Below are 25052 nucleotides of genomic sequence, written 5' to 3' on the forward strand. Positions count from 1 at the left end.
AGTTATAATATATGTTGATACGGGAGGTAGATGATGTGAGTAAAAGAATCAAGCGAGGAGTATATTTATTGATGGCGACATTTATGGCAAGTCAAATTAGCGTGGCGACTTTGGCAACTCCGACAGTAATTTCGGCAACCGAAACCAATGCCTATGCTAAAATTGAAATTTTAAAAACACTGATCGATCAGGCTAGGGAGATGGACTTGGATGTTTTGCGTGAAGAGACCGTGGTGTGGATGGCATATGAATTTTTGAAGTTTGCAGATTACGATGAAGCTAATCCAGAGGAAGTCGAAATGTTATTTAGCAAGTTTATGGGATATAATAACAAAAAGAACATTCAAAACGGTGAGGATGCTGCATATTGGAGCAAAAATATAGCAGAATTTGAGAGAGCAGAAGTGGTGGAGATGTTAGATAAGGCCATTGAAACATTGGAGGAGGTTATTGCAGGAACCATTGTGAGAAAAGCTGTTAGACCAGTGGATTGGGACAATATTTCGGTTGATCGAGAAAATGGAAACTTTTTAAATCCCGATGGCAAACCAATTTTTTTGTATGACTACTTCTCAAAAGCACAGCAAGAGCCGCGGTCTGATCCATATTTATATAACGATCACATCGGCAATGTTTCGGCACCAAAGGCGCTTAGTTTGACTCGATACTCATCAACTCTCGATTTATCTCCAGCGTTGGCTGGCAAAATGACTGTCGAAGAAAATCTGAATGCGCTCAAAAACAGGGGCACTCCGCTATTTAATTCGGTCTATGTTAATGAGACTTTAAATTCTGCGACGTTTTATCCGCGAAAAAATGGTGCAACGATAGACCCAATTTTATACACAGACCACGATGGCAAACCGTTGCTGTATAACGATATGACAGACAATGCAGGCTTTATGATGCTATGGCATTCGGGAGGCGCAGTATACCCCGATTGGCTCATTGACAAAAACAACAATCCGGCAAATTCGCTAATAACTAAAGCTGAGGGAACTGCAGGTATTCCTAAATATGTCGGGTATGACATCGATCAACCAGCAGTTCAAGAAGCATGGAAGGTATTGCTCGAAGATGTTGCAGAAAAAATGCAGGGGCATGCTTCAAATCGCTTGGGATACATATTAACAAATGAGCCGCATTGGTATACAGATATTCAAATAGGCAAATTTTTTATGGTGAGCGGGATAAGCGATGCGACACTGAATAAATTTAGAGATTATCTAAGGCGAGAATATGACGATGATATAAACAAACTCAAAGATGCGTGGGCGGGTGCAGATAACTCGATTACACAAGTATGGGGCGGAACTGCGGCCGTCGAAAACAAGAAAGGTGACAAAACTAAGTTGGTCAATTTGGCAGATATTAAATCGTTTGATGATATTGAGTTTGGCATACCATTTGATGGCACTTTAATACAGGGGACAGTTCAACACTATGACTGGTGCACATTTAACATGGAGCGCGTCTCAGATTGGTTTAGCTTATTAAATGATGCGATTTTGTCTAAAGATGCTACTGCCGGAACACATATAAAACTATTTCCGAGAATTTTCACAGATGCAGCAGGTTCGAGAGACCACGGAATGGATCTTGAAGCATTGTCGAGAATGACCACTTATTTGGGCAACGACGCGACGATTCGCAAAGAGTATGTGCCGAGCATGCAACATCAGGAGAAGGATGACTGGCAAAATGATTATGCATACTATTGGCGCGAAGTTGGATTGATCTACGATTTAACAAACTCATTCTCACCTACTCATAAGGTAAACGTAAATTCCGAAGGTCACGCAATAACCATTAACACCACTCGGGATATTCATATGGACCCAGAGTACGTTAGATCGGCATATTTTTTGTCTGCAATATTAGGCGAAGACGCAAACTTTACCTGGTTTTGGCCCAGAAAAGGTGACGGCTCTCCCGAGGCTACTATGATTTCTGATCCAGGACGCCGAGATACATATCCAGGATCGGTTATAAATATGCCGCAAGTTGCAAACGAAATTACGCAAACGTTTTTGGATCTCAATGCGCATTCTGTAGAGATAGCAAAGATACAAAACTTAGATCGACCTCTCAGGATATTCTATTCCGAAACTTCTAACATTTATAGCAGTAATCAGATTAACCACGTTTATGATATGTATGAATCAGTTAATTTTAATGGCATACCAATCGGATTCGCAACGAAAAATATTATGAACGATACACTCGCCGATAGCTATCCACAACCATTCGATCTAACAGTAATATATCAAACGCCATATGTTACTGATGCGGAATACGAAGCGATTCTTGCTTTTGCCAAAGCTGAAAATACTGTAATTGTCGACGATATTTCTCTGAAGTATAATCAACTTGGAGAGGTTCGCGATCTGGCTGAGCTGTACGCAATACCGAGCGTTATTCGTGAAAATGGGATAGCTGCAATGGGAGAGGCAGCATTGGATGTTATTGCTGCAGCGGGAAATTTGCCTGCGGTCACATTTAGCGAGGGGCTTCCCAAAGGCTTAATCTGGCGTGTTGCTCCGGCGGAAAATGGAGATTATACGGTTGCCATTGTTAATGTGAGCAAGCATACGCTAACTTTCGATGTAACAGTTGAAGACCAAGAAAGCTTTAACGTGGTCGACTTATTGACTGGGCAAGAACTAGGCAAGACGTTAACCCTCTCTCCAGAAGCTGTATACCTATTAAATGTGGGGCAGATGGCTCCTCTTGTGAAATGATTATAATGTGTTGTAAAATTATTCGAAATGGGTTACACTATTTATAGACCATGATTGACTGTGGTCCAAAAATTTTAATATAAGGAGAGTTTTATGGCTAACTTACCAGAAGCAATTGAAAGTGATTTTTGCAAAAGTTTAACAGGAGTAACGAGAATTCTTGAAACTCCGTATTATCGAGTATGGGGCTGCGCGCCGATTTGGGGCGAAGACGGAAAAGTTCACGTGTATTATAGCAGATGGATTCACAAGTATCACAAGCCAAATGGATGGTTGGTATCTTGCGAGATTGCACATGCTGTTGGGGATTCTCCAGAAGGTCCGTTCACATTTGTTGATGTCGCATTAGAAGGCCGCGGAGGAAATCATTGGGATAGCTGGTCGATTCACAATCCTAGTGTATACAAAATCGGTGATCAATTTGTATTGCTATACATGGGATCTGATGGATCGAAATTGGGTATCCCTCGCGATCAGTTCGAGCATCAACCTCAGGAAATCCAAGATGAGATGAGCAAAAAACTTCTGCACACCAAACGAGTGGGGATGGCTGTATCGAAAAGCGCAAACGGACCTTGGACTCGTATTTCTGATGCGCATCCGATGCTAGAAGCTGGAGCACCAGGAGAGTGGGACGATATTTGTACTAGCAATCCTGCATTGGTTGTTACGCCCGAAAACAAATTTTATTTATACTATAAAGGATGGCAAGATGGACCTGTTGACAACAGAAAGTATGGGCTCGCAATAGCAGATAACTTGGAAGGTCCTTATGTAAAATATGAAGGCAACCCGATTATTGATTTCTCGTATTTGGCACCTAGAATTCAATGCGAAGATGCGTATATGTGGATCGAAGACGGTGTGTACAAAGCCATAATGCGTGGAATGGGCGTGTTTGGCAATGCGGAGGATGGCGTTTATGTTACGTCCAAAGACGGAATACATTGGACTACTGATCATCCAGAAATTGCCTTTAGACGTTCGTATGTGTATTTCCCAGAAGAAGCGGAGCCGTTATTTAGACCATTAAAAGGACGCTTCGAGAGACCTCAAATTTTGTTTAATCCAGAAACTGGAAAACCCGATTACCTCTACTGCAGTCTTAGAGGCGGCGTATACAACAGCGCCAGCGGATGCGTTTTAAAAATTAATCAATAAGGAGTTTACAATGGAAAAGCCAATATCTATCGAAAGTGACTTTTGCAAAAGCTTAACAGGAGTAACGAGAATTCTTGAAACTCCGTATTATCGAGTGTGGGGCTGCGCGCCGATTTGGGGCGAAGACGGAAAAGTTCACGTGTATTATAGCAGATGGATTCATAAGTATGCAAAGCCTATTGGATGGTTGATATCTTGCGAGATTGCACATGCTGTTGGAGATTCTCCAGAAGGTCCGTTCACATTTGTTGATGTCGCATTAGAAGGTCGCGGTGGAGACAATTGGGACAGCTGGTCGATTCACAATCCTAGTGTATACAAAATCGGTGATCAATTTGTATTGCTATATATGGGAACTGATGGATCGAAACTGGGAATCGAACGCGATGAATTTTTAGCGCAGTCGCAAGAAGATCAGGATAAAATGCATCAAAAGTTGATTGCTAGCCAGAGAGTGGGGATGGCTATTGCTGATAGTGCCAACGGACCATGGAGGCGCGTTTCTGATGCTAGGCCGATGGTAGAAGCGGGCCCAGAAGGTGAGTGGGACGATGGATGCACTACCAACCCCGCATTTGTTGCAACTCCAGAAGGTAAATTTTATTTGTACTATAAAGCATTGGACAGTGCCGTAGTTAGAAATAGACGCTACGGTGTTGCGATAGCAGATGAGCTGGAGGGGCCTTATGTGAAATATGAGGGCAACCCGGTTATAGATTTCTCGTGTTACGGACCTGCGATTCAGTGTGAAGATGCGTATATGTGGATCGAAGACGGCATTTATAAATCGGTAATGCGTGGAATGGGTGTGTTTGGCAATGCGGAGGATGGAGTTTATGTGAGCTCTGCCGATGGATTGAACTGGACGACTGATTATCCAGAAGTTGCTTTTTGGAAGTCCTCTGTGTATTTTCCAGAAGAAGCGGAGCCGTTGTTTAGACCATTAAAAGGACGCTTCGAAAGACCGCAAATTTTATTTAATCCGAAAACCGGGAAACCTGATTATTTGTATTGCAGTTTGCGTGGTGGCATTTATAACAGTGCCAGTGGTGCTATTTTAAAAATCAATATGTAAATTTTGAAGGGTTTTTCTTGTATAGGAGAACCCTTTTTTATATAAAAATTTAGCATATTGTCTTGACATTGCATTAAATTTATGGAATAATATCCCATGTTACAATTATAAATTTCGATACATATTTAGGAGGAGTCAAATGAGTAAAAAGTTAGTAATGGCATTAGCGTTGGCTATGAGTTTTGGTGTCTCTGCCGCAGAAATTGGGTATGACGGATCTCATATAACTGACAAAGAATCTAAGAGAGGTTTTGTTCCTCACGAAAACTATGATCTCGTTTATGCAGATGAATTTGATGGAGACGAACTAAATTTGGACGAATGGACGCCTCGCAAGGGCCAAAGATATCCTAATAGTCAAAATTATCCTGAGAATGTTTCTGTACAAGATGGAAAATTAGTCGTTGAATTTAATTATCAGGATGTTCCAGGTGATAAAGCAACGCTCACTGGTGGTGGAGTCTTATCTAACAAATTATTCGGGTATGGCTATTATGAAGCAAAAGCAAAATTGTTTGGGGATACGGGTGGGCTGCATTCCTCATTTTGGGTTTATGGACAAAACGGAGATAACAAAGTTCGACCTAAGAATAACACAATTATAGAAATCGACTTTTATGAAATCGATTCTGGAAAGCCAAATAAAATTGGTACCAATGCCCATTACACAATTGGTAGGCATGAGGTTATGGGATTGTTTTCACAAGATGGAGTGCCTGTTAAGCATCCAGAGATAGATACCTCGGCAAAGGAATTTGTGATGGGTGTAGAGTGGCTGCCAAATCAGATTAAGTGGTATTTGGATGGTGAGCTATTTAGAACTGTCGAAAACCCTGCTGTATATGGACCGCAAATTATGTGGCTTACTGCTCTTGGAAGCTATACATTTGATAAGGAGATTTTGTTCGACAAATTGCCAGGCGAAAGCTATTGGGAATATTTTAGATTTTATAATATAGATTTAGTGGGCATCAATATGATAACTAATCCTAGCTTTGAGTATAATGATGGATCGGATTTTGAACCAGACTATAAACGCGATAAAAAATTCCCAGTTGGTTGGTATACCAAAGGCAAAGATATGGCGACAGCAACCAATGTGACTATGAGCAAAGAGAGTTATGACGGTGAGTCGATTTTAAGGCACGGTACCGAAAAAGATTATGAGGTTACAACGTATATTCATGTACCATTTTTACCCAATGAGACTTTCACGCTTACTGCAATGGTGAGAAATCCCGATGGCGGAAATCACACTCTTACTGCAAGTGGCGAAGGCATGGCAGAGGCCAGCGTTGCTATCCCTAAAACAGCTCCCGGCGTTTGGCAAGAGGTAAAACTCGAAAATATTAAAGTTGAAAAAGGTGAGGCGGTCGTTGGAATTACTTCTTCGGCAGCGGCGGGGCAATACCTCGATGTTGATAGCGTATCGCTTGTACAAGTGACCGGTAAGCCTAATCATACTTCGCTCGAACCGTTTCCTGTTCCAGAAGCTGAGGTTACCACGGGAGATATCATTGTTAGCGCGCATCTACATGACGATCGATATAAAGAGATTGGAAGCGGTTTTGGAACTAGCGGATTGAAAGGATATAACGGAGGCAGCACCCGCTGGGGAAATGCAAAGGCTGACACTTATGCTACTTGGTCTCCTCAGTTAGATAAACCTGGAATTTATGATATCGAGATGTTTACGGTATCGCACCCATCTAGATCAGCAAATTCTACTGTTGAAGTATTTCATGCAGACGGCGTGACTGCAATACCGCTAAATCAGCAAACCACTCAGGGAATTGTTGAACTCGGGCAATTTAAATTAGATGAAAATAGCTATGTAAAAGTTTCTGGCGCAGAAGGATCCGGTACTTTAACTTTTGATACCGTAATTTTTAAGGAAGAGGGTAGCGATGAGCTAAAGGCGGCACTCAAGGACGGTGTGGCTATACAAGTTGATAACAACGAAGGCTGGATAAAGGGTCATATTGCGAAGCTCGACAAGGGCAACTCCAATGTTCGTCTGCGAGTGATTGATGGAGTTCCGTATATTCCTATCGAGTTTATGGCAAAGAATTTTGGCGGTGGCGACGTAACAGTGGAAGGATCTGAGATATCGATTTTCTATCGAGACAAAATTATAAGATACACTCAAGGTAGCAAGGTTGCGAAGTTGGGAGCGGACAGTGTGGAAATGGATGCTGCATGTATTATAGAAAACGGCGTTTGGTATGCTCCTGCAGCTGACATAGCGGAAGCGTTCGAGGTCAAGGCTATGAATGTAAATAACCAGTATTACATTTTATCTATTAAAGATATTCCAGAAATTAGCAATATGGAAGAGAGAATGAATAAATTGTTTTAAGTTTTGGATATTATTAGGAGGTTAAATATGAGTAAAAAGTTAATAATAGCATTGGCGTTGGCGATGAGCTTCGGTGTCTCTGCCGCAGAAATTGGGTATGACGGATCTCATATAACGGACAAAGAATCTAAGAGAGGATTTGCGCCTCATGAAAACTACGATCTCGTTTATGCAGATGAATTTGATGGTGACGAACTCAATTTGGATGAATGGAAATATCGTACCGGCAAAAGATATCCTACTGGTAGCCAAAATTATCCTGAAAATGTTTCGCTAAAGGATGACAAACTAGTAATTGAATATGGCTACGAAGATAGGGTGGGCGATACAAACGAAGCAACACTCACGGGTGGTGGAGTCTTATCGAAAAAGCTATTCGGATATGGCTATTATGAAGCAAAAGCTAAGTTGTTTGGCGAAACCGGCGGGCTTCACTCTTCGTTTTGGATTTTTGGACAAAATGGAGACAACAAAACTCAGCCGAAAAATAACGGAATTTTGGAAATCGACTTTTATGAAGTTGACTCCGGAAAGCCTTATAAAGTAGGCACCAATACGCATTTTAAAGTTGGAGAGCAAGTAACGATGGGTGGATATACTCAAGATGGTAAACCTGTTGTGCATCCTGAGATCGATACTTCTGCACAAGAATTTGTTATGGGTGTCGAGTGGCTGCCTAATCAGATTAATTGGTATTTGGATGGGGAGTTGTTTAGAACTGTTAAAAATCCGTATCTCTATGGACCGCAAATTATGTGGATTACTGCCCTTGCAAGTTATAATTTTGACAAGGAGATTATTGTCGACAAGTTGCCTGGTGAGAGTTATTGGGAATATTTTAGATTCTACAATATAGATTTAGTCGGCGTTAATATGCTCGCAAACCCTAGCTTTGAATACAATGATCAGTCTGATTTTAAGCCAGAGCATAAGAAGGATAAGAAATTTCCGGTGGGTTGGTATACCAAGGGCAAAGATATGGCTACTGCGATAAACGTTACTATGACCAACGAAAGCTATGAGGGAGAATCCATTTTACGACACGGCGCAGAAAAAGATTATGAAGTTACAACGTATATTCACGTACCGTTTTTACCGAATGAAACTTTCACGTTTACGGCCATGGTGAGAAATCCCGATGGCGGAAATCACACTCTTACTGCAAGTGGCGAAGGCATGGCAGAGACCAGTGTTGCTATCCCTAAAACAGCTCCCGGCGTTTGGCAAGAGGTAAAACTCGAAAATATTAAAGTTGAAAAAGGTGAGGCGGTCGTTGGAATTACTTCTTCGGCAGCGGCGGGGCAATACCTCGATATCGATAGCGTATCGCTCGTACAAGTGACTGGTAAGCCAAATCACACATCATTTGAACCGTTTGATATGCCAACGGCGGAGATTGCGTTAACCGATGTTGTTGTTAGCGCAAGTTTAACGGATGATAGATACAAAGAAGTTGGTGGCAAGTTTGGCAGTAGTGGACTTCCAGGTTATGGAAAAACTAGAACTCGTTGGGCAGCAGCAGCAGATGGGCTTTATGCTACATGGTCACCGCAGCTAGATGGCCCCGGGGTATATGACATCGAGCTATTTAATGTATCTCATGAGTCCAGATCAGAAAATACTACTGTCGAAGTTGTTCATGCAGATGGGGTAACTAAAATACCTCTAAATCAGAAAACCACTCAGGGAATTGTGGAGCTCGGACAATTTAAGTTAGATGAAAACAGCTATGTAAAAGTTTCTGGTGCAGCTGGATCGGGAAATCTATCTTTTGATACCGTAATTTTTAAAGAAGAGGGCAACGAAAAACTTAAGGCAGCGCTTCAAGACGGCGTCGTGTTGCAAGTCGATCATAATGAGGGGCTAATAAATGGTAATTATACAAAGCTAGACAGTGCAAATTCAAATGTTCGTCTAAAATTGATTGATGGAGTCTATTATGTTCCTATCGAGTTTATGGCAAGAAACTTTGGTGGCGGCGATGTAACAGACGAAGGGCAAGAATTAACTATTTTCTATCAAGATGAAATTATGCGATACACTCAAGGAAGCGATGTTGCAAAGCTGGGGTCCGAAACTTTACAAATGGATGCCAAATGCTTTGTAGAAAAAGGGGTATGGTATGCTCCAGCTACTGCAATGGCGGAGGCTTTCGATGCTACTGCTGTCGAGGTAGATGGCAAATATTTCATCCTTTCTAAAAAAGAAGTGCCTGATATTGAGAATATGGCAGATAGATTAGCGCCGTTGTTCTAATTTTTTGAGGGAAGATTTTGTTACCTTTTAATCTTCCTAATACATTTTGATGCCTTGACGTATTGAAATATACATAGTAAAGTAAATTGATTTCAAAAAATACATGGACGGAGTGAAGTTTGTGAATAATATAAAGATTATAACTGACGCAGCTTGTGATTTTCCCAAAGAGCTAATCGATAAGTATGACGTAGATGTGGTAGGAATGACATTGGAATTTGAAGGGAAAGACTATGTTTATGGAGAAAAAGACAGTGAATGTATTAGCGCAAAAGACTTTTTTGCCCAAGTTGCTAAAGTATCTTATTTGCCAAAGACCGCGTCTCCTTCACCAGACAGGATTATCCAGAAATACAAAACAGATGAAGATGTAATTATAATAACTCTTGCTGGAAAATTATCTGCAATATACGGTACTGCTAATATGGCCAAAAATATGTATGAAGAAGATAAATCTCATACAAATAAAATATATGTTATTGATTCAACCACTGGAAGCGCCGGGTGTTCTCAGTTGGTCAAATTAGCTTGCGAACTCCGTGAACATGGGAAATCTGCAGCAGAAATTGTAGAAATTGTAGAGGCCAACAGAGATAATGTTTCTTGCTATGGCATTCTTGAAACTTTGGATAACGCTATAAAAGGCGGTCGCGTTAAGCCTATTGTAGGAAAAGTAGCCGATATTTTAAATATCAAAGCAATAGTAAAAGTAGGAGAGAGCGCTGTCGTACCCGTAGACAAATCCCGAGGTGAAAATAAAGCTCTAGAGAAAGTGCTAAACAAAGTAGATCATGGTATTGAGAATAAGGAAACGAAAGATGCGATTATCTGCCATGCAAATGCACCAGAAAGAGCTGCTAAAATGAAGGAACTACTTAAAGAAAAAGGTTATCGCAAAATTTACGTCGATGAAATGGGCCCCGTTATGGGAACTTATACTGGCGAAGGCGCAATTATTGTTGCAATTATAAAATAAAAATTATCCCCCAATAATTAATAAAAGGGGGACATTTTTTTATGCCAACATGGCCGGTTGTACTAGATCATAATTCGTATTGCGGTTTACCAGATTCACTCGATCTGGCAACGCCACTTCAAACGATTCCCATTGAGACTTAGTGCCCGCGTAATAGATTGTCTCTAATTCTAAACACCCTTCGAAAGCATCTGCTGCAATTGAAATTACACTCTCCGGTATTGATATTGTACGTATTTTAGTATTTGCAAATGCCCGTATGCCTATTTTTTCTATAGTATTGGATAGGCAAATTAGGGACAAGTTTACGCTACCATCAAATGCAAAGTCTCCAATTTCTACTAATCCATCTGGTAGAGCCACGAGTAATAAATTCGTATTTTCCAAGAAAGCCGATGCCCCAATAGTTTTAATGGCAACATCGTTTATTATATCTGGCACAAATGCGGCAACTACAGAATCTTCTGCATACATAATGATTTCCTGATCCACTTTTACTCCTCCGCCTTCGATCCCCAACACGGTCGACCAGCTTAACTGATTGTATTCTATATCTACGTGATCTGGCAAAGCCACGGCAAATTGACTCCATTTAGACTCGTCTCCCGCATAATAGATTTTCTCTAATGCAACGCAATTGTCAAACGCATCGCCAGCAATTGATACCAAACTTTCTGGAATCGAAATAGAATTTATATTAGTTCCAGCAAATGCTCGAGACTTAATAACTTCTATTGTTTTTGACAAGCTGATTATGGCCAAATTTTCGTTATCAGCAAAAGCCGCTTCGCCAATTTCTATTAATCCCTTCGGCAATGCCGCGATAAACAAATTTTTGTTTTTGGCGAATGCATAAGAACCAATACTCTTGACAGACACATCGCCTATGGATGTAGGCAAAAACGCTACCACCGCCGAGTCTTCCACAGACAAAATTGTTCCTTCGCTAAATTCGACGCGGCCCCCTTCAATGCCCAGCACTTCTAGCCAATCTGCTTTGTTGTATTTTAAAGCGATCTCCGCGGGGAATGTCATTTCTAATTTTGTCCATTGATATCGATTCCCATCATAGTATACTGTATGTAATGATGCACATCGCTCGAAGGCATTTTCGGAAAGGCAGGTTACGCTTTCTGGAATCAGGATTGATTTGATGCTAGTGCCCGCAAAGGCATAATCGCCAATTTTTGCCAATTTACTTGACAATGTCACAATGGCTAAATTTTTATTTTCAGCAAAAGTGTGGGCCGCTATAGATGTAATCGGTACCCCAATTATATGCTCTGGGAAATTGGCTGCGACTATCGAATCTTCCGCAGCTAATAGCTCTCCGCTGGTCTCATCGAAAAATACTTTTCCACCATCTATTCCCGAAACGCTTTGCCAAATCTCTGGCGCAGTAGTATTGTAAATAATCTCTGCCTCAAGCTTTAGCCACGGCGCAGCATCTCCAGGATAATAAATTGCGCTAAGATTTGTACAGCCATAGAAAGCTGAATTATAAGAAGGTACCACAGATAACGCAAAAATAAATGACGCAATATCGATTGATGCCAAATTACTACAATACGCAAAAGCCTGGCTTCCCAAATCAATGCCTGCAGGCAAAGACAGATGTCGTAAGTTATAGCAATTGTAAAATGCTTGGTGACCTATGGCTACCAATGAACTTGGAAAAGATACGCTCTCGAGAGCTACGCAATTTTGGAATGCATGATCGGCAATGGCGCAAATGCCCTCCGATAAAACAGCGCGAATCAATTTACTAGCTCCAACAAAAGCATATGGCCCGATTGCTATAACTTCTACTCCATTGATTTCGGCCGGAATAGTCACCGCGATCGCACTCGTGGATACTTCTAATACTGTTTGTGAAACCGAGTCAAAAAGCAATGCTCCATCAGAAATAGTCACCCACTCCGCCTCCGGTGCTTCGATATCATCATATTCAGGCATAACAAGGCTTGTGCAGTTGTTAAAGGCATCGTAGCCAACGTTTAATAACTGTGCAGGTAACAATAAATTAAATAATTTGTCGCAATTGTCAAAGGCATAATCTTCAATAATTTCGACAGAATTAGGAATGCTCGCATATTCTAATGATCTGCAATTTTGAAATGCGCCCACCTCTATCGTATGAACGCCCTCTGGTATTCGCACCAATGTCAGCCGACTGCATCTTGAAAATGAATGTGAGGCGATAAATTCTACGACCACCCCATCTATACGCTCTGGAATTACCGCAACAGTGACCTCTTCATCTGCCTCCAATACTCCGCCTGTCAACCTTTCAAAAAGAAGTGGGGCATCCACCCCGTCCACCATTACCCATTCAGCATCCACATGTACCGATTCCGGAAAACTCTTGCTAGACATCGCGCACGCAATCAGCGTTGTATCCAGCACGTCTTCATTGTTTTTGGAAATATCTGGTATATTAAAAAATCGAATTTCTTCGTCTTCACCAGATGAGGCAAAGGCGCTTTCGATTTCGACAGGTGCTTCAGAAGCGGCGGCTCGAGATCTTGCGATGGCAGTTTTAATATCTTGTACTGAATAAGTAGAAGCTTTTGCTGAGTTCGTATCAGCAAGGGCAGATTTTATAATTTTGGCAGAATGAGCAACAGCATCAACGATGGCAACGGAATCTTTAACTGATCGAGCCACGACATTTGCGATGGCGGTTGAAGCATTCGCTGATTCGGCATCGTCAACAACGGTAACCGACTCGTCAACCGGTCGAACTAAAGGATTAGTAGTAATATTTTGTATAAAGTGAGAATAAGCGGCAGCGGCAATTGAATCTTTTGAAGAATAGGAAGCGGCGATGGCGGCAGCGGCAGCTTTGATTTTTACCTCATTCGCATCGGAAGCCAAATCGCCAGCTGTTGCCACATTCGCATTGGAAGCCAAATCACCAGCTGTTGCCACATTCGCATCGGAAGCCAAATCACCAGCTGTTGCCACATTCGCATCGGAAGCCAATTCGCCAGCTGTTGCCACATTCGCATTGGAAGCCATTCGCCAGCTGTTGCCACATTCGCATCGGAAGCCAAATCACCAGCTGTTGCCACATTCGCATCGGAAGCCAATTCGCCAGCTGTTGCCACATTCGCATCGGAAGCCAATTCGCCAGCTGTTGCCGCATTCGCATTGGAAGCCAATTCGCCAGCTGTTGCCGCATTAGCAGGAAGCCAATTCGCCAGCTGTTGCCACATTCGCATCGGAAGCCAATTCGCAGCTGTTGCCACATTCGCATCGGAAGTCAATTCGCCAGCTGTTGCCTCATTCGCATCGGAAGCCAATTCGCTAGCTGTTGCCACATTCGCATCGGAAGTCAATTCGCCAGCTGTTGCCTCATTCGCATCGGAAGCCAATTCTCCAGCTGTTGCCGCATTCGCATTGGAAGCCAATTTGCCAGCTGTTGCCGCATTAGCATCGGAAGCCAATTCGCTAGCTGTTGCCACATTCGCATCGGAAGTCAATTCGCCAGCTGTTGCCTCATTCGCATCGGAAGCCAATTCTCCAGCTGTTGCCGCATTCGCATTGGAAGCCAATTTGCCAGCTGTTGCCGCATTAGCATCGGAAGCCAATTCGCTAGCTGTTGCCACATTCGCATCGGAAGTCAATTCGCCAGCTGTTGCCTCATTCGCATCGGAAGCCAATTCTCCAGCTGTTGCCGCATTCGCATTGGAAGCCAATTTGCCAGCTGTTGCCGCATTAGCATCGGAAGCCAATTCGCTAGCTGTTGCCACATTCGCATCGGAAGTCAATTCGCCAGCTGTTGCCTCATTCGCATCGGAAGCCAATTCTCCAGCTGTTGCCGCATTCGCATTGGAAGCCAATTTGCCAGCTGTTGCCGCATTAGCATCGGAAGCCAAATCACTAGCTGTTGCCACATTCGCATCGGAAGCCAATTCCCCAGCTGTTGCCACATTCGCATTGGAAGCCAAATCACCAGCTGTTGCTGCATAGAATAGAAGTCGCCAAATCACAGCTGTTGCAAATTCGATCGAAGCCAAGTTCGCAGTGTTGCACTTCGCATTGTTGAAAAATCACCAGCTGTTGTCACATTCGCATCGGAAGCCAATTCTCCAGCTGTTGCCGCATTCGTATCGGAAGCCGATTCACTAGCTTTAGCTAAAGATGCATCAGGGACATTTGTAGTCGCTAAGTTAGCATTTGCCATGGCAGCTTTGATAGCCTTTGCTGAATATGATTTTACGGAACGACCATTTATCTACATTCGGTCAGAAGTCGATTTATTAGTTTTGGCCGCAGTCGGATCGGAAGTCGAATTATTAGCTTTGGCTGAAGGAGCATCAGAAGCCGAGAAGCCGATTTATTAGCTTTGGTTGAAGCAGCATCGGAAGCCGATTTATTAGCTTTGGCTGAAGCATCATCGGAAGTCGATTTATTAGTTTTGGCTGAAGCATCATCGGAAGTCGATTTATTAGTTTTGGCTGAAGCATCATCGGAAGTCGATTTATTAGTTTTGGCTGAAGCATCATCGGAAGTCGATTTATTAGTTTTGGCCGCAGTCGAATCGGTAGCAGAATTATTAGCTTTGACTGAAGCATCATCGGAAGTCGATTTATTAGCTTTGGTTGAAGCATCATCGGAAGTCGATTTATTAGCTTTGGTTGAAGCATCATCGGAAGTCGATTTATTAGCTTTGGTTGAAGCATCATCGGAAGTCGATTTATTAGCTTTGGTTGAAGCATCATCGGAAGTCGATTTATTAGCTTTGGTTGAAGCATCATCGGAAGTCGATTTATTAGCTTTGGTTGAAGCATCATCGGAAGTCGATTTATTAGCTTTGGTTGAAGCATCATCGGAAGTCGATTTATTAGCTTTGGTTGAAGCATCATCGGAAGTCGATTTATTAGCTTTGGTTGAAGCATCATCGGAAGTCGATTTATTAGCTTTGGTTGAAGCATCATCGGAAGTCGATTTATTAGCTTTGGTTGAAGCATCATCGGAAGTCGATTTATTAGTTTTGGCCGCAGTCGGATCGGAAGCCGATTTATTAGTTTTGGCCGAAGACGCATCGGAAGCCGAATTATTAGCTTTGGCTATAGAAGCATCAGAAGCCGATTTACTAGCTTTGGCTGAAGGAGCATCAGAATCCGATTTATTAGCTTTGGTTGAAGCATCATCGGAAGTCGATTTATTAGCTTTGGTTGAAGCATCATCGGAAGTCGATTTATTAGCTTTGGTTGAAGCATCATCGGAAGTCGATTTATTAGCTTTGGTTGAAGCATCATCGGAAGTCGATTTATTAGCTTTGGTTGAAGCATCATCGGAAGTCGATTTATTAGCTTTGGTTGAAGCATCATCGGAAGTCGATTTATTAGCTTTGGTTGAAGCATCATCGGAAGTCGATTTATTAGCTTTGGTTGAAGCATCATCGGAAGTCGATTTATTAGCTTTGGTTGAAGCATCATCGGAAGTCGATTTATTAGTTTTGGCTGTAGGCGCATCGGTAGCAGATTTATTAGCTTTGGCTGAAGGCGCACCAGTAGCCGATTTATTGGCATTTGCCGCATTTGCTATGGCCGCTTTGATATCCTGTGTTGAATATGATTTTATTGAAGTTGTCGCTGTCGGATCGGAAGCCGAATTATTAGCTTTGGCCGCAGTCGAATCGGAAGCCGATTTATTAGCTTTGGTTGAAGCATCATCGGAAGTCGATTTATTAGCTTTGGTTGAAGCATCATCGGAAGTCGATTTATTAGCTTTGGTTGAAGCATCATCGGAAGTCGATTTATTAGTTTTGGCTGTAGGAGCATCGGTAGCCGATTTATTAGTTTTGGTTGAAGACGCATCAGAAGCAGATTTATTAGCTTTGGCTATAGGAGCATCGGAAGCCGAATTATTAGTTTTGGCTATAGGCGCATCGGAAGCAGAATTATTAGCTTTGGCCGCAGTCGAATCAAGAGGCCGATTTATTAGCTTTGGCTATAGGCGCAGCGGAAGCCGATTTATTAGCTTTGAAGAGCATCGGAAGCGATTTATTAGTTTTGGCGAAGAGCATCGGAAGCCGAATTATTAGTTTGGCCGCAGTCGATCGGAAGCCGAATTATTAGTTTTGGCTGAAGCATCATCGGAAGCCGAATTATTAGTTTGGGCCGCAGTCGAATCGGAAGCCGAATTATTAGCTTTGGCTTGAAGCATCATCGGAAGCCGATTTATTAGCTTTGGCTGAAGACGCATCGGAAGCCGATTTATTAGCTTTGGCTAAGCATCATCGGAAGCCGATTTATTAGCTTTGGTTGAAGCATCATCGGAAGTCGATTTATTAGCTTTGGTTGAAGCATCATCGGAAGTCGATTTATTAGCTTTGGTTGAAGCATCATCGGAAGTCGATTTATTAGTTTTGGCCGCAGTCATCGAAGCCGATTTATTAGCTTTGGCTGAAGCATCATCGGAAGCCGATTTATTAGCTTTGGCTGAAGCATCATCGGAAGCGATTTATTAGCTTTGGCTGAAGCATCATCGGAAGCCGATTTATTAGCTTTGGTTGAAGCATCGGAAGCCGATTTATTAGCTTTGGTGAAGACGCATCGGAAGTCGATTTATTAGCTTTGGCTGAAGCATCATCGGAAGCGAATTATTAGCTTTGACTGGAAGCATCGGAAGCCGATTTATTAGCTTTGGTTGAAGCATCATCGGAAGCCGATTTATTAGCTTTGGCTGAAGCATCATCGGAAGTCGATTTATTAGCTTTGGCTTAGGAGCATCGGAAGCCGATTTATTAGCTTTGGCTATAGAATCGCCGATCATCGGAAGCGATTTATTAGTTTTGGCTGCAGTCGAATCGGTAGCAGAATTATTGGCTGCCTTAATTTTGTTCGCACAAGTTAGGGCAACTTCATCTAACTTCGATATTGCAGCTTGATACTTGACGGTGAGGGTTGGGTCGGCCTCGAGTGCTTGCCATTCATTCGCGGTGCCCTCGTAATACACTGTTAACTTTGTTTTATAAAATGGCGAGTGCGGTGCGTCGGTTTTCAATGTAGTTATAGTGGAGGGAATAGCGACCCCCTTCAGCTTGTCGCAATACGAAAACGCGTTGTGTCCAATCGCAGTAACGCCAGCTGGGATCGAAGCATATATCAATTTAGGGCAATTATAAAAAGCGTAATCGGCAATGGACCGAACAGGTACTCCGGCCAGGTTTGCGGGAATAACGGCTGCAGTGATTTTTGTAGACGCATCAAGAATGGCCCCAGCCTTTATATCAAACAAAACTTGTCCACCAGATTGGAGCGCCACCCATTTAGCAGAAGATAGATCGGGAGTTTTGAGTTCGGGTTTTGCGCTGATGGTTTCTCCCAGCTTGGCCCATGCGGCAAAGTTGTTAGTATAAGATGAAAGATTTACGCTTTCATAAGATGCGGGCTGGTTGGGGTATGTAAAAACGTGTGGAGAAGACATCACGGGAGTTAGAATGGGGCAATACGAAAACGCATTATGACCACTGGTTGCGAGACACATGGGGGCTATAATTTGCGAAAGCTTCGTGCAATTATAGAAAGCATAATTTCCTATTGTCAAAACAGAAAAAGGAAGGATTACAGTGGTCAACTCGGTGCAGTTTTGAAACGCGCTATCGCCGATAGAGATCACCCCTTCAGGAATAGATAGTGAGGTCAAATTTATACAATCAAAAAAGGCAAACTCGGAAATGGCCTTCACAGCGATACCATTGATCATTTCAGGAATTGTAGCGTTTGTAATATCAAGAGTGGAATCGATGATAGTGCCAGTTGCGGGGTCAAATAAAATTTGTCCATTGTCAATTCCATCTACGGAGAGCCAGTTCTCTGATAACGGAGTAATAGGATTCGTCAATTTATTATCTGTAATGTTAGTGTTTGCTAAGAGAGCGCTAACTAACATGTAGCTGTATCGTTTTTTCATATATTTCATCTCCTACGTAAAGTCATTATTAGTCAATTATACGTTTAAATATGCTACTTATCAAGTTGCAATTTCTGGGAGTGCAGCAAAGAAGAAGGGGATAGAGAAAATTTCTTCTTTGCATGAATCTTTTTTGAATGAGAGTGATTAGTGAATTAATTTTAAGTTATCGATAAAAGTTGAGGCCTCTTCGTTGTGAGCGATCATAATTTTTGCGGTCGTGGTGTCCGCATCAGTGGTGAAAGTGATTTGATAATCGGCCCAATTTTCTTTAATTTGTTTATAGATACCTTGATTAGCTTTTTCGTGATTGATTAGATCTTGAGTGTAATGAAGTAAGGATACGCTACAAACTTTGTTGGTTGCAGTTTCTTTTTTGGCAGAAAAACTTAGAGTGTATTCAGTATTAGGCAAGAGGCCTGAGAGAGTTAATTGTTGATTTCCGTTTGTGGTGGACGAAATTTTAAGAACGTTGTTACCGTCATCTTCAGTGATAACTTCGTGACTAAATTCTCCTGGAGACGTAATAGTCCACTTTTCTAGCTGAGTGTTTGTAGGGTCATTAAAGTGGCCATCTTCAAACCAGTTGGTTCCGGCCGGCTTTGGCATAAACGCGATGTCAGCAGCGGTTTGTACGAGTTGTAAATTGCCAGCAGTATACATTGTTTTGTACACATCGCCCTCGGAGCTGTTCCAGAAAGCGATACCCATACGTTTTTTATCCTGTGTGTTACCTTCATTTAGTTGAGCATCGAAGCCGATTACAGTTCCCGCTGTCGCATTGAGCTCGCCCCATGGAATTTTTACGATTGATTTATAGTCTGTTGGAGTTCGTATAGTGTTGGTTTCAACGTTTGGCGCATTTTTGTGATAAGCAGTTTGGCCATCTGGTAATATTTTGATAGAAAAATCGTTAGAATCGTAGTGATCTTTAGTTTTTTCGTTGCCAAAGTCGAAGTATAGATCTACGTTATCGCCGTCATGAATTGTCTGCGGATTAATAAATTGATCGGAATCTTGTACATCAACTAACACGTATAAGAAATTTTTATCCCACATAGTTTTTACAGTCATGCTGGAGTAGAACTTCTCGATTCCACCGGTGGTGATATTTGAAGCTTCGATGGCAATAGCATTGTTCCAAAGCGCATCGTCGACGCTGGTTGGAGTTCCATAAATTGCGTGTGTTGTTTTGTAGGTTGGCACTGATTCCTTTATTTTTTCGATAGTTTGAGGGGTATCAGTTTTCCATACACGAATATAATCTATATGAAAATCGCCTGTGTAACGTTTTTCACCAGAGATTGGATCTGTATATGTATAAAAATCTTCTGATTCGGGGAAGCCTTTCCAGTGGAATGTTTCAGTATCAAAAATGATCGGAAAGTTTACATTGAATGTATTATCTCTAGGTTCCATAATTCTGATTAGATCGCCATCGAAATATAGCTTGATAAAATCTGGGCCATATTCTAAACCGTATACGTGATAATCGAGAGTTAAATCCTGATTAGTTTCGTATTCAAATGGATAACTGAATTTGTCGGCACCGCCATATTCGTGCATATTGCTTGGATATACAGTAGGCTTACCATTATTTTTTGCACGGCCGACTTGTTCATATACATCTATTTCGAAACCATTGCCTCTGAACCAAAATGAGCTTGTCATACTAATTTGAGATGTACGCGTTCTAGCTTCATAGTATCCATAGCCGGTCCAATTCTTGCTTCTAATAGTTGCAGCATCATAACGCTGTTCTCCATTTACAATATCTGCCATTCCGGAACGTAAAACAACTTTGCCGTCTTCGACCCTAACGCCATCTTTTTGAAAATATGAAGGTTCGCGACCGGCCCAATTAGAGTTAAAGTTATCCCATTTGTTAAAATCTAGAGTATCTGCATTAAACTCATCAGAAAGGGTTAGGCTAAATTTCCAATCTCGAGTATTTTGAGGATCTGACATAGGTAAGAAAGGCAAGTCTTTGGCAAATACCTCGTTTGGAGGATTACCAATGGCAGAAATTTTGGGGTCTACAGCCGCGAATGCGGGGATAGAAGTCGCCATAACAGAGGTTGTTGCTAAAAGTATTGCAAACATTTTTTTAACATTCATATAATTCTCCTTTTTGGTTTTGTGGAATGAGGAAAAAAATTTTCCCCATTCATAATTTTACTTTACTGTTATATCAATTACGTTGGAAATATGACCTTTTATTTTAGCACAAACTTTAATAACACCAGGTGTATTACCTCCAACAATCATTAATGCACGACCGCGGTGAGTTTCAATTTTAGGATTTTGATAAGTGGCAGGATAATGTGTACTACCGTTATCTACACCAACAAACCTAACGATGCCATCTACGTCACTCTTAGTCATAAACTCAATTTCTTCTTCTTTAAATCTAACCTCTATACCATTTGCATCTTTTAGTTGAGCCACAACATGAACTACGCTGTCAAAATCGGTTGTGATTTCTGTTTTGTCGACAGTAATAAAGATGTCAGTGGCTTCTTGAGATTCCTTGATAACAGAAGCATAACGATGCCCATCTTTAGTGCCCTCGGCTCTAATTTCTCCACCTTTGTATTTAATAGCGCATTTGTAGATTCTGTCTACGTTGTCGGCTTCGACTTGAGTGCAAATTAATTCATCATTTTGATAGAAAGAAATTTCTTCGCAGTTAGAATATACTTCTACAACAACATCTTCACCAGGTTGATAATTGAAGTGAGTATTCATGTCTTGCCAAACCCAAAGGCGTCTATCCCAAGCAGGAAGACCTTTTCGCTGAACCAATTTTCCGTCTTGTAGATCATATACAGAGGCAGCAAGAGTGTTGGTAGTAATAAATAATTCTGGAATGTCTTCACGCCATAATGCTTTTACCATGTGGAATGAAGGCTTATCAAATCCGGCGACATCGATAAAGCCAGCCTGAGTGACTCTATTGCGACCATCGCTGCGTTTGCCGCCACATTCTCCAACATAGTCGATACCAACCCAAATAAATATACCGCTTATAAATGGTCTATCGAGAACAGCTTTCCATTCGTGCCATTGAGCCACATTTTCTGTACCCATAATAGGTTTATCAGGGTAATGCTTGTGTGCACGGTCGTATATAATTCTTCTGTAGCTAAAGCCAACCATATCAAGCGCATCAACATAGCCGGATTCATAACTAGCAGAAGGAAGAATACAGTTGGCAATGATAGGTCTTGTGGTATCCATTTCTCGGGTCCAATCAGCAAGCAGTTTAGCAGTTTTGCCTATTTCAATCTCCTCTTTTGGAAGATCATGACAAATTTTTCTGATCTCTTCTACAGAATAAGGAGGTTCTTTAAAGAAATAACCGCCGCCCGCTTCAGCTGAAAAATATCCTGTCGCATTGTTATATTTAGGGTAAGTCCATTCGATTTCATTACCAATGCTCCATTGAATTATACAAGGGTGATTGAAATCGCGTCGTATAACATTTTGCAAATCTTGTTTAGCATATTCTCTAAAGAATTGGTCATGGCCATGGAATTTATAATCGAATAATTTTTCCTTTTGATTGAATTTTTTACCTTTTGGATAGTCCCATTCGTCATAAAATTCTTCTTGAACCAAAATACCATACTCATCGCATAGGTCAAAAAAGTCAGCAGAATAAGGATTGTGAGCTGTTCTAATAGCATTAGTACCTGCCATTATAAGCATTTCTAATCTTCTTCTCATAACATCATTCGGAATTGCGGAGCCAACCAATCCCGCATCATGATGCAAACATACACCTTTAATGAGTTCATTCTTTCCGTTTAAGAAAAAGCCTTCGTTGGCATCAAAATGAAAATACCTAATACCGAAGATGGTTTCTTTTGTTTGAATACATTGATCGCCCTCGTAAATTGCCGTAATGGCAGCATAACGAAAGCCCTCATATATTCCCCATAATGTGGGATTTTTAAGTTCTATTGATTCGTTAAGTTTTAGCGTATCAGTTACTACGACGTTGCTAACGATCTGGCCAACATTTTCTCCAGTAGGTGCAATCAAGGTGGTAACAACTTTAAGTTCTTTGTCAGAACCGCTTTCATTTACAAGATCAACAGATAAATTTACTATCGCAGATTCATCACTATTACAATCAGTTGTAACTCTAATACCCCAAACAGGTATATAAGACTTAGGCAATACGTGCATCGATACTTTACGATAAATACCTGATCCAGTATACCAACGGCTATCACAAGCTCTAGAGTGATCAACATAGACAGCAAGTAAGTTATCGCCCTCTTTAAGATATGGGGTTACATCAATCAAACAAGGAGAGTATCCATAAGGGTGAAAAGTTACTAACTGTTCGTTAAAATAAATATGTGCTCGGTTATAGATTCCATCAAAATTGATAAAAACTTTTTTATCTAACATATTAGAAGTAACTTCTATATGCTTTCGATACCAAGCAAGACCCCCGCGAGCATAGCCGACGCAGCCATCGCTACCGCCATCCCAATCCAGAGGCTGTTCCACACTAAAATCGTGAGGAACTTTTATAGTTCTCATCTTTAGCTCATCATACTCGAATAAATGTCCATTTACTAATTCATCAACTAATTCAAATTTCCAACCATTGTTCAAATCGCTCATAATAAATTGTGGCTCTTTAATGTTGCGTAGAGCCTACACCACCTTTCGATATAATTAGTAGACGATCCGCCTACAAGCCAAATTGTATCATGAATGGAAAAAATTATCTAGCACAATTCAAAAAAAGTTGCTATTTTTTCCACATCAAAACTGGTTTTTAGCTTGAAATTAGCCATTAAAAGTAGTACAATGACATAGTAAGCATATATTTTAATTATAGAAAGGGATATTATATATGAATAACTTATCGATACTTTTAGGAATGTTGTTGTTAACAGGTCAAGTTCCAGACTCGGCTATCAACTTGTCTAATGTAGAAAACGGAGAAATAACTTTAAAATTTAACCAAGCATACGTTGGACCATTAATTAATAGTCCATTTGTTGATCAAGAAAATCTTCACATATCAGATTCGCATCACTTTTCATATGATCACCAAGATAATTGGCTTTTTGAAACAGGAAAAATGCAGTCTCCAATTGACATTGATACGTCAATAGTGGAGCTTTCTAATACATATCACGATCCTATTTTCAACTTTGATACTACCGTTCAAAAGGTAGCGGATACTGGTCATAGCATAGAGCTTGATTTGGATGGCGAGTCAATTTTAATGAATAGAGAATTTGATTTAATGCAAATACATTTTCACGCACCAAGTGAGCACACAGTTGATGGTCAATATTCTGATTTAGAAGCGCATTTTGTTCATGCTGGAGAGGATGGCAGATTGGCTGTAGTGGGAGTATTATTTAATCTGGGAGAAGAAAACGTAGCATTTGAAGAATTGCTAGATGAAGTTGAAGATGAGGATTTAGAAAATGGATTTGAAATAGCAATTGATACATTTTTACCAGATGACTTATCTGCTTATCACTATATAGGTTCGTTGACTACCCCGCCATTAGCTGAAAATGTGGAATGGTATATTTTAGCGGAGCAGCTTGAAATATCTGAAGAACAATTAAATAGATTTAACAAATTTTATAAAGATAATAATCGTGATATCCAAGACTTAAACGATCGTGTTATAAAATATATTCATGATTAAAAACTAAACATTACAGGAGGGGCATAAGCCGCAGGCCGAAGGAGCACTGGCTAGCCCCCCCAAAGCTGTTTCACGAAGTTCATACGGAATACTCCGTCCTACTTTATACATCACTTCTACAATCTCATCAAAAGGAATCTGATCACCAACTTGACACATTCCAATTTCTGCACTAATCAAAGCATTCGAAGCGCCCAAGGCATTTCGTTTTTGACATGGTGCTTCGACCAATCCCGCAATAGGATCGCATACCATCCCTAAAATATTGGAAATAGCTGTTCCGGCAGCACTCAAGCATTCTGCTGGAGCTCCACCCATTAGCTCAACTACTGCAGAAGCCGCCATCGCACTAGCAGTACCAACCTCTGCTTGACATCCTCCCTCTGCTCCAGAAACCGTTCCGTTACGAGTGATTAGGTATCCGATAGCCCCTGCGTTAAACAGCGCTTGAACCATGGCATCATCGGGGAGATTATGGGTCTCTTGTAATGCCAAAAAAACTCCAGGAATAACTCCAGAGGCTCCCGCCGTAGGGGCAGCAACAATCAAGCCCATAGAGGCATTCACTTCTAAAACGCCCATCGCATATGCAATAGAACAACTCATCAAATCTCCGCATATAGAATTTTTACGTCTAGCGTAAACCTTCTTTGCTTCGCCTCCAATAAGACCTCCCATAGAAACGAGATTTTCTGTCAACGATGTATTTATAGCCCTTTTCATAATTGAATAAGAATGGCGCATTGATTCGAACACTTGCTCTCGCGATTTATTTGCAATAACCATTTCACGAGCTATCATCACTTCTGAAATAGGCATTTCTGTACATAATGCAAGTAATTCTTGTGCAGTTTTAAAATTCATAA

At 41.2% G+C, this 25052-nt stretch carries 18 protein-coding genes; 10 read left to right on the forward strand and 8 right to left on the reverse strand.

Translation table 11 applies throughout. From position 1 onward, the window contains the following. Positions 1-35: 35 nt before the first annotated feature. From PCY70_RS00670 to PCY70_RS00695, 6 genes are all read left to right on the forward strand, one after another. Positions 36-2741 (forward strand): hypothetical protein, encoded by a 2706-nt coding sequence (locus PCY70_RS00670; RefSeq protein WP_305768050.1) that lies wholly within the window; start codon positions 36-38, stop codon positions 2739-2741. 93 nt (positions 2742-2834) lie between these two features. Further along, positions 2835-3902, forward strand: a complete 1068-nt coding sequence (locus PCY70_RS00675; protein ID WP_305768051.1) for a glycoside hydrolase family protein — start codon at positions 2835-2837, stop codon at positions 3900-3902. Between the two features lie 10 nt (positions 3903-3912). Then, on the forward strand, positions 3913-4977 hold the full coding sequence (locus PCY70_RS00680) for a glycoside hydrolase family protein (RefSeq protein WP_305768052.1): 1065 nt from the start codon (positions 3913-3915) through the stop codon (positions 4975-4977). A gap of 139 nt (positions 4978-5116) precedes the next feature. Then, complete coding sequence (locus tag PCY70_RS00685; RefSeq protein ID WP_305768053.1) at positions 5117-7336, forward strand: family 16 glycosylhydrolase; 2220 nt, start codon at positions 5117-5119, stop codon at positions 7334-7336. 27 nt (positions 7337-7363) lie between these two features. Next, positions 7364-9592, forward strand: coding sequence for a family 16 glycosylhydrolase (locus PCY70_RS00690; RefSeq protein ID WP_305768054.1), 2229 nt, complete (start codon positions 7364-7366; stop codon positions 9590-9592). A 121-nt stretch (positions 9593-9713) separates the two neighbouring features. After that, positions 9714-10568 carry a DegV family protein gene (locus PCY70_RS00695; protein ID WP_305768055.1) on the forward strand — a complete coding sequence of 285 codons (855 nt, stop codon included), beginning with the start codon at positions 9714-9716 and terminating at the stop codon, positions 10566-10568. Positions 10569-10607: 39 nt separating this feature from the next. Here PCY70_RS00695 and PCY70_RS00700 read toward each other — a convergent pair whose 3' ends face one another. From PCY70_RS00700 to PCY70_RS00710, 3 genes are all read right to left on the reverse strand, one after another. Then, positions 10608-12944, reverse strand: a complete 2337-nt coding sequence (locus PCY70_RS00700) for a leucine-rich repeat domain-containing protein (RefSeq protein ID WP_323132704.1) — start codon at positions 12942-12944, stop codon at positions 10608-10610. Positions 12945-13420: 476 nt separating this feature from the next. Then, the gene (locus PCY70_RS00705; RefSeq protein WP_305768056.1) at positions 13421-14590 is read right to left on the reverse strand and encodes a hypothetical protein; all 1170 of its coding nucleotides are present in this window, start codon (positions 14588-14590) and stop codon (positions 13421-13423) included. Beyond that, positions 14560-14757, reverse strand: coding sequence for a hypothetical protein (locus PCY70_RS00710; protein ID WP_305768057.1), 198 nt, complete (start codon positions 14755-14757; stop codon positions 14560-14562). Before PCY70_RS00710 ends, PCY70_RS00705 begins: the two co-directional genes overlap by 31 nt. Between PCY70_RS00710 and PCY70_RS00715 the strand changes: the two genes are divergently transcribed. Beyond that, positions 14756-14917 (forward strand): hypothetical protein, encoded by a 162-nt coding sequence (locus tag PCY70_RS00715; protein ID WP_305768058.1) that lies wholly within the window; start codon positions 14756-14758, stop codon positions 14915-14917. The two genes, PCY70_RS00710 and PCY70_RS00715, sit on opposite strands and share 2 nt — an antisense overlap. Positions 14918-14919: 2 nt before the next feature. After that, positions 14920-16623 (forward strand): coiled-coil domain-containing protein, encoded by a 1704-nt coding sequence (locus PCY70_RS00720; protein WP_305768059.1) that lies wholly within the window; start codon positions 14920-14922, stop codon positions 16621-16623. On the opposite strand, the gene PCY70_RS00725 is transcribed toward PCY70_RS00720, so the two are convergent. After that, the gene (locus PCY70_RS00725) at positions 16620-16784 is read right to left on the reverse strand and encodes a hypothetical protein (protein ID WP_305768060.1); all 165 of its coding nucleotides are present in this window, start codon (positions 16782-16784) and stop codon (positions 16620-16622) included. The two genes, PCY70_RS00720 and PCY70_RS00725, sit on opposite strands and share 4 nt — an antisense overlap. A 55-nt stretch (positions 16785-16839) precedes the next feature. On the opposite strand from PCY70_RS00725, the gene PCY70_RS00730 reads away from it, so the two are divergent. Next, positions 16840-17049 carry a hypothetical protein gene (locus PCY70_RS00730; RefSeq protein ID WP_305768061.1) on the forward strand — a complete coding sequence of 70 codons (210 nt, stop codon included), beginning with the start codon at positions 16840-16842 and terminating at the stop codon, positions 17047-17049. A gap of 65 nt (positions 17050-17114) precedes the next feature. Here PCY70_RS00730 and PCY70_RS00735 read toward each other — a convergent pair whose 3' ends face one another. The 3 genes from PCY70_RS00735 to PCY70_RS00745 all read right to left on the reverse strand — a co-directional run bounded on the left by PCY70_RS00735 (position 17115) and on the right by PCY70_RS00745 (position 23135). Beyond that, positions 17115-18494, reverse strand: a complete 1380-nt coding sequence (locus tag PCY70_RS00735) for a leucine-rich repeat domain-containing protein (protein WP_305768062.1) — start codon at positions 18492-18494, stop codon at positions 17115-17117. Positions 18495-18641: 147 nt separating this feature from the next. After that, positions 18642-20612, reverse strand: coding sequence for a sugar-binding protein (locus tag PCY70_RS00740; protein WP_305768063.1), 1971 nt, complete (start codon positions 20610-20612; stop codon positions 18642-18644). A gap of 57 nt (positions 20613-20669) precedes the next feature. Continuing rightward, the gene (locus PCY70_RS00745; RefSeq protein WP_305768064.1) at positions 20670-23135 is read right to left on the reverse strand and encodes a glycoside hydrolase family 2 TIM barrel-domain containing protein; all 2466 of its coding nucleotides are present in this window, start codon (positions 23133-23135) and stop codon (positions 20670-20672) included. Between the two features lie 235 nt (positions 23136-23370). Between PCY70_RS00745 and PCY70_RS00750 the strand changes: the two genes are divergently transcribed. Beyond that, positions 23371-24186: a carbonic anhydrase family protein gene (locus tag PCY70_RS00750; RefSeq protein WP_305768065.1), complete on the forward strand. Its 816-nt coding sequence runs from the start codon at positions 23371-23373 to the stop codon at positions 24184-24186. A 3-nt stretch (positions 24187-24189) separates the two neighbouring features. Here PCY70_RS00750 and sdaAA read toward each other — a convergent pair whose 3' ends face one another. Next, entirely contained in the window at positions 24190-25050 is an 861-nt protein-coding gene (gene sdaAA, locus PCY70_RS00755) for an L-serine ammonia-lyase, iron-sulfur-dependent, subunit alpha (protein ID WP_305768066.1), read from the reverse strand. Positions 25051-25052 lie beyond the last annotated feature (2 nt).

This window comes from Candidatus Epulonipiscium viviparus (assembly GCF_030708075.1).
Taxonomy (GTDB): domain Bacteria; phylum Bacillota; class Clostridia; order Lachnospirales; family Cellulosilyticaceae; genus Epulonipiscioides; species Epulonipiscioides viviparus.

Bases quoted from the DNA above. Each gene is read 5' to 3' on its own strand.
- PCY70_RS00675 (WP_305768051.1), top strand. From the start codon at position 2,835: ATGGCTAACTTACCAGAAGCAATTGAAAGTGATTTTTGCAAAAGTTTA.
- PCY70_RS00680 (WP_305768052.1), top strand. From the start codon at position 3,913: ATGGAAAAGCCAATATCTATCGAAAGTGACTTTTGCAAAAGCTTAACA.
- PCY70_RS00685 (WP_305768053.1), top strand. From the start codon at position 5,117: ATGAGTAAAAAGTTAGTAATGGCATTAGCGTTGGCTATGAGTTTTGGT.
- PCY70_RS00690 (WP_305768054.1), top strand. From the start codon at position 7,364: ATGAGTAAAAAGTTAATAATAGCATTGGCGTTGGCGATGAGCTTCGGT.
- PCY70_RS00700 (WP_323132704.1), bottom strand. From the start codon at position 12,944: ATGTCTAGCAAGAGTTTTCCGGAATCGGTACATGTGGATGCTGAATGG.
- PCY70_RS00715 (WP_305768058.1), top strand. From the start codon at position 14,756: ATGGCAGCTTTGATAGCCTTTGCTGAATATGATTTTACGGAACGACCA.
- PCY70_RS00710 (WP_305768057.1), bottom strand. From the start codon at position 14,757: ATGGCAAATGCTAACTTAGCGACTACAAATGTCCCTGATGCATCTTTA.
- PCY70_RS00725 (WP_305768060.1), bottom strand. From the start codon at position 16,784: ATGCGTCTTCAGCCAAAGCTAATAAATCGGCTTCCGATGATGCTTCAA.
- PCY70_RS00735 (WP_305768062.1), bottom strand. From the start codon at position 18,494: ATGAAAAAACGATACAGCTACATGTTAGTTAGCGCTCTCTTAGCAAAC.
- PCY70_RS00740 (WP_305768063.1), bottom strand. From the start codon at position 20,612: ATGAATGTTAAAAAAATGTTTGCAATACTTTTAGCAACAACCTCTGTT.
- PCY70_RS00745 (WP_305768064.1), bottom strand. From the start codon at position 23,135: ATGAGCGATTTGAACAATGGTTGGAAATTTGAATTAGTTGATGAATTA.
- PCY70_RS00750 (WP_305768065.1), top strand. From the start codon at position 23,371: ATGAATAACTTATCGATACTTTTAGGAATGTTGTTGTTAACAGGTCAA.
- sdaAA (WP_305768066.1), bottom strand. From the start codon at position 25,050: ATGAATTTTAAAACTGCACAAGAATTACTTGCATTATGTACAGAAATG.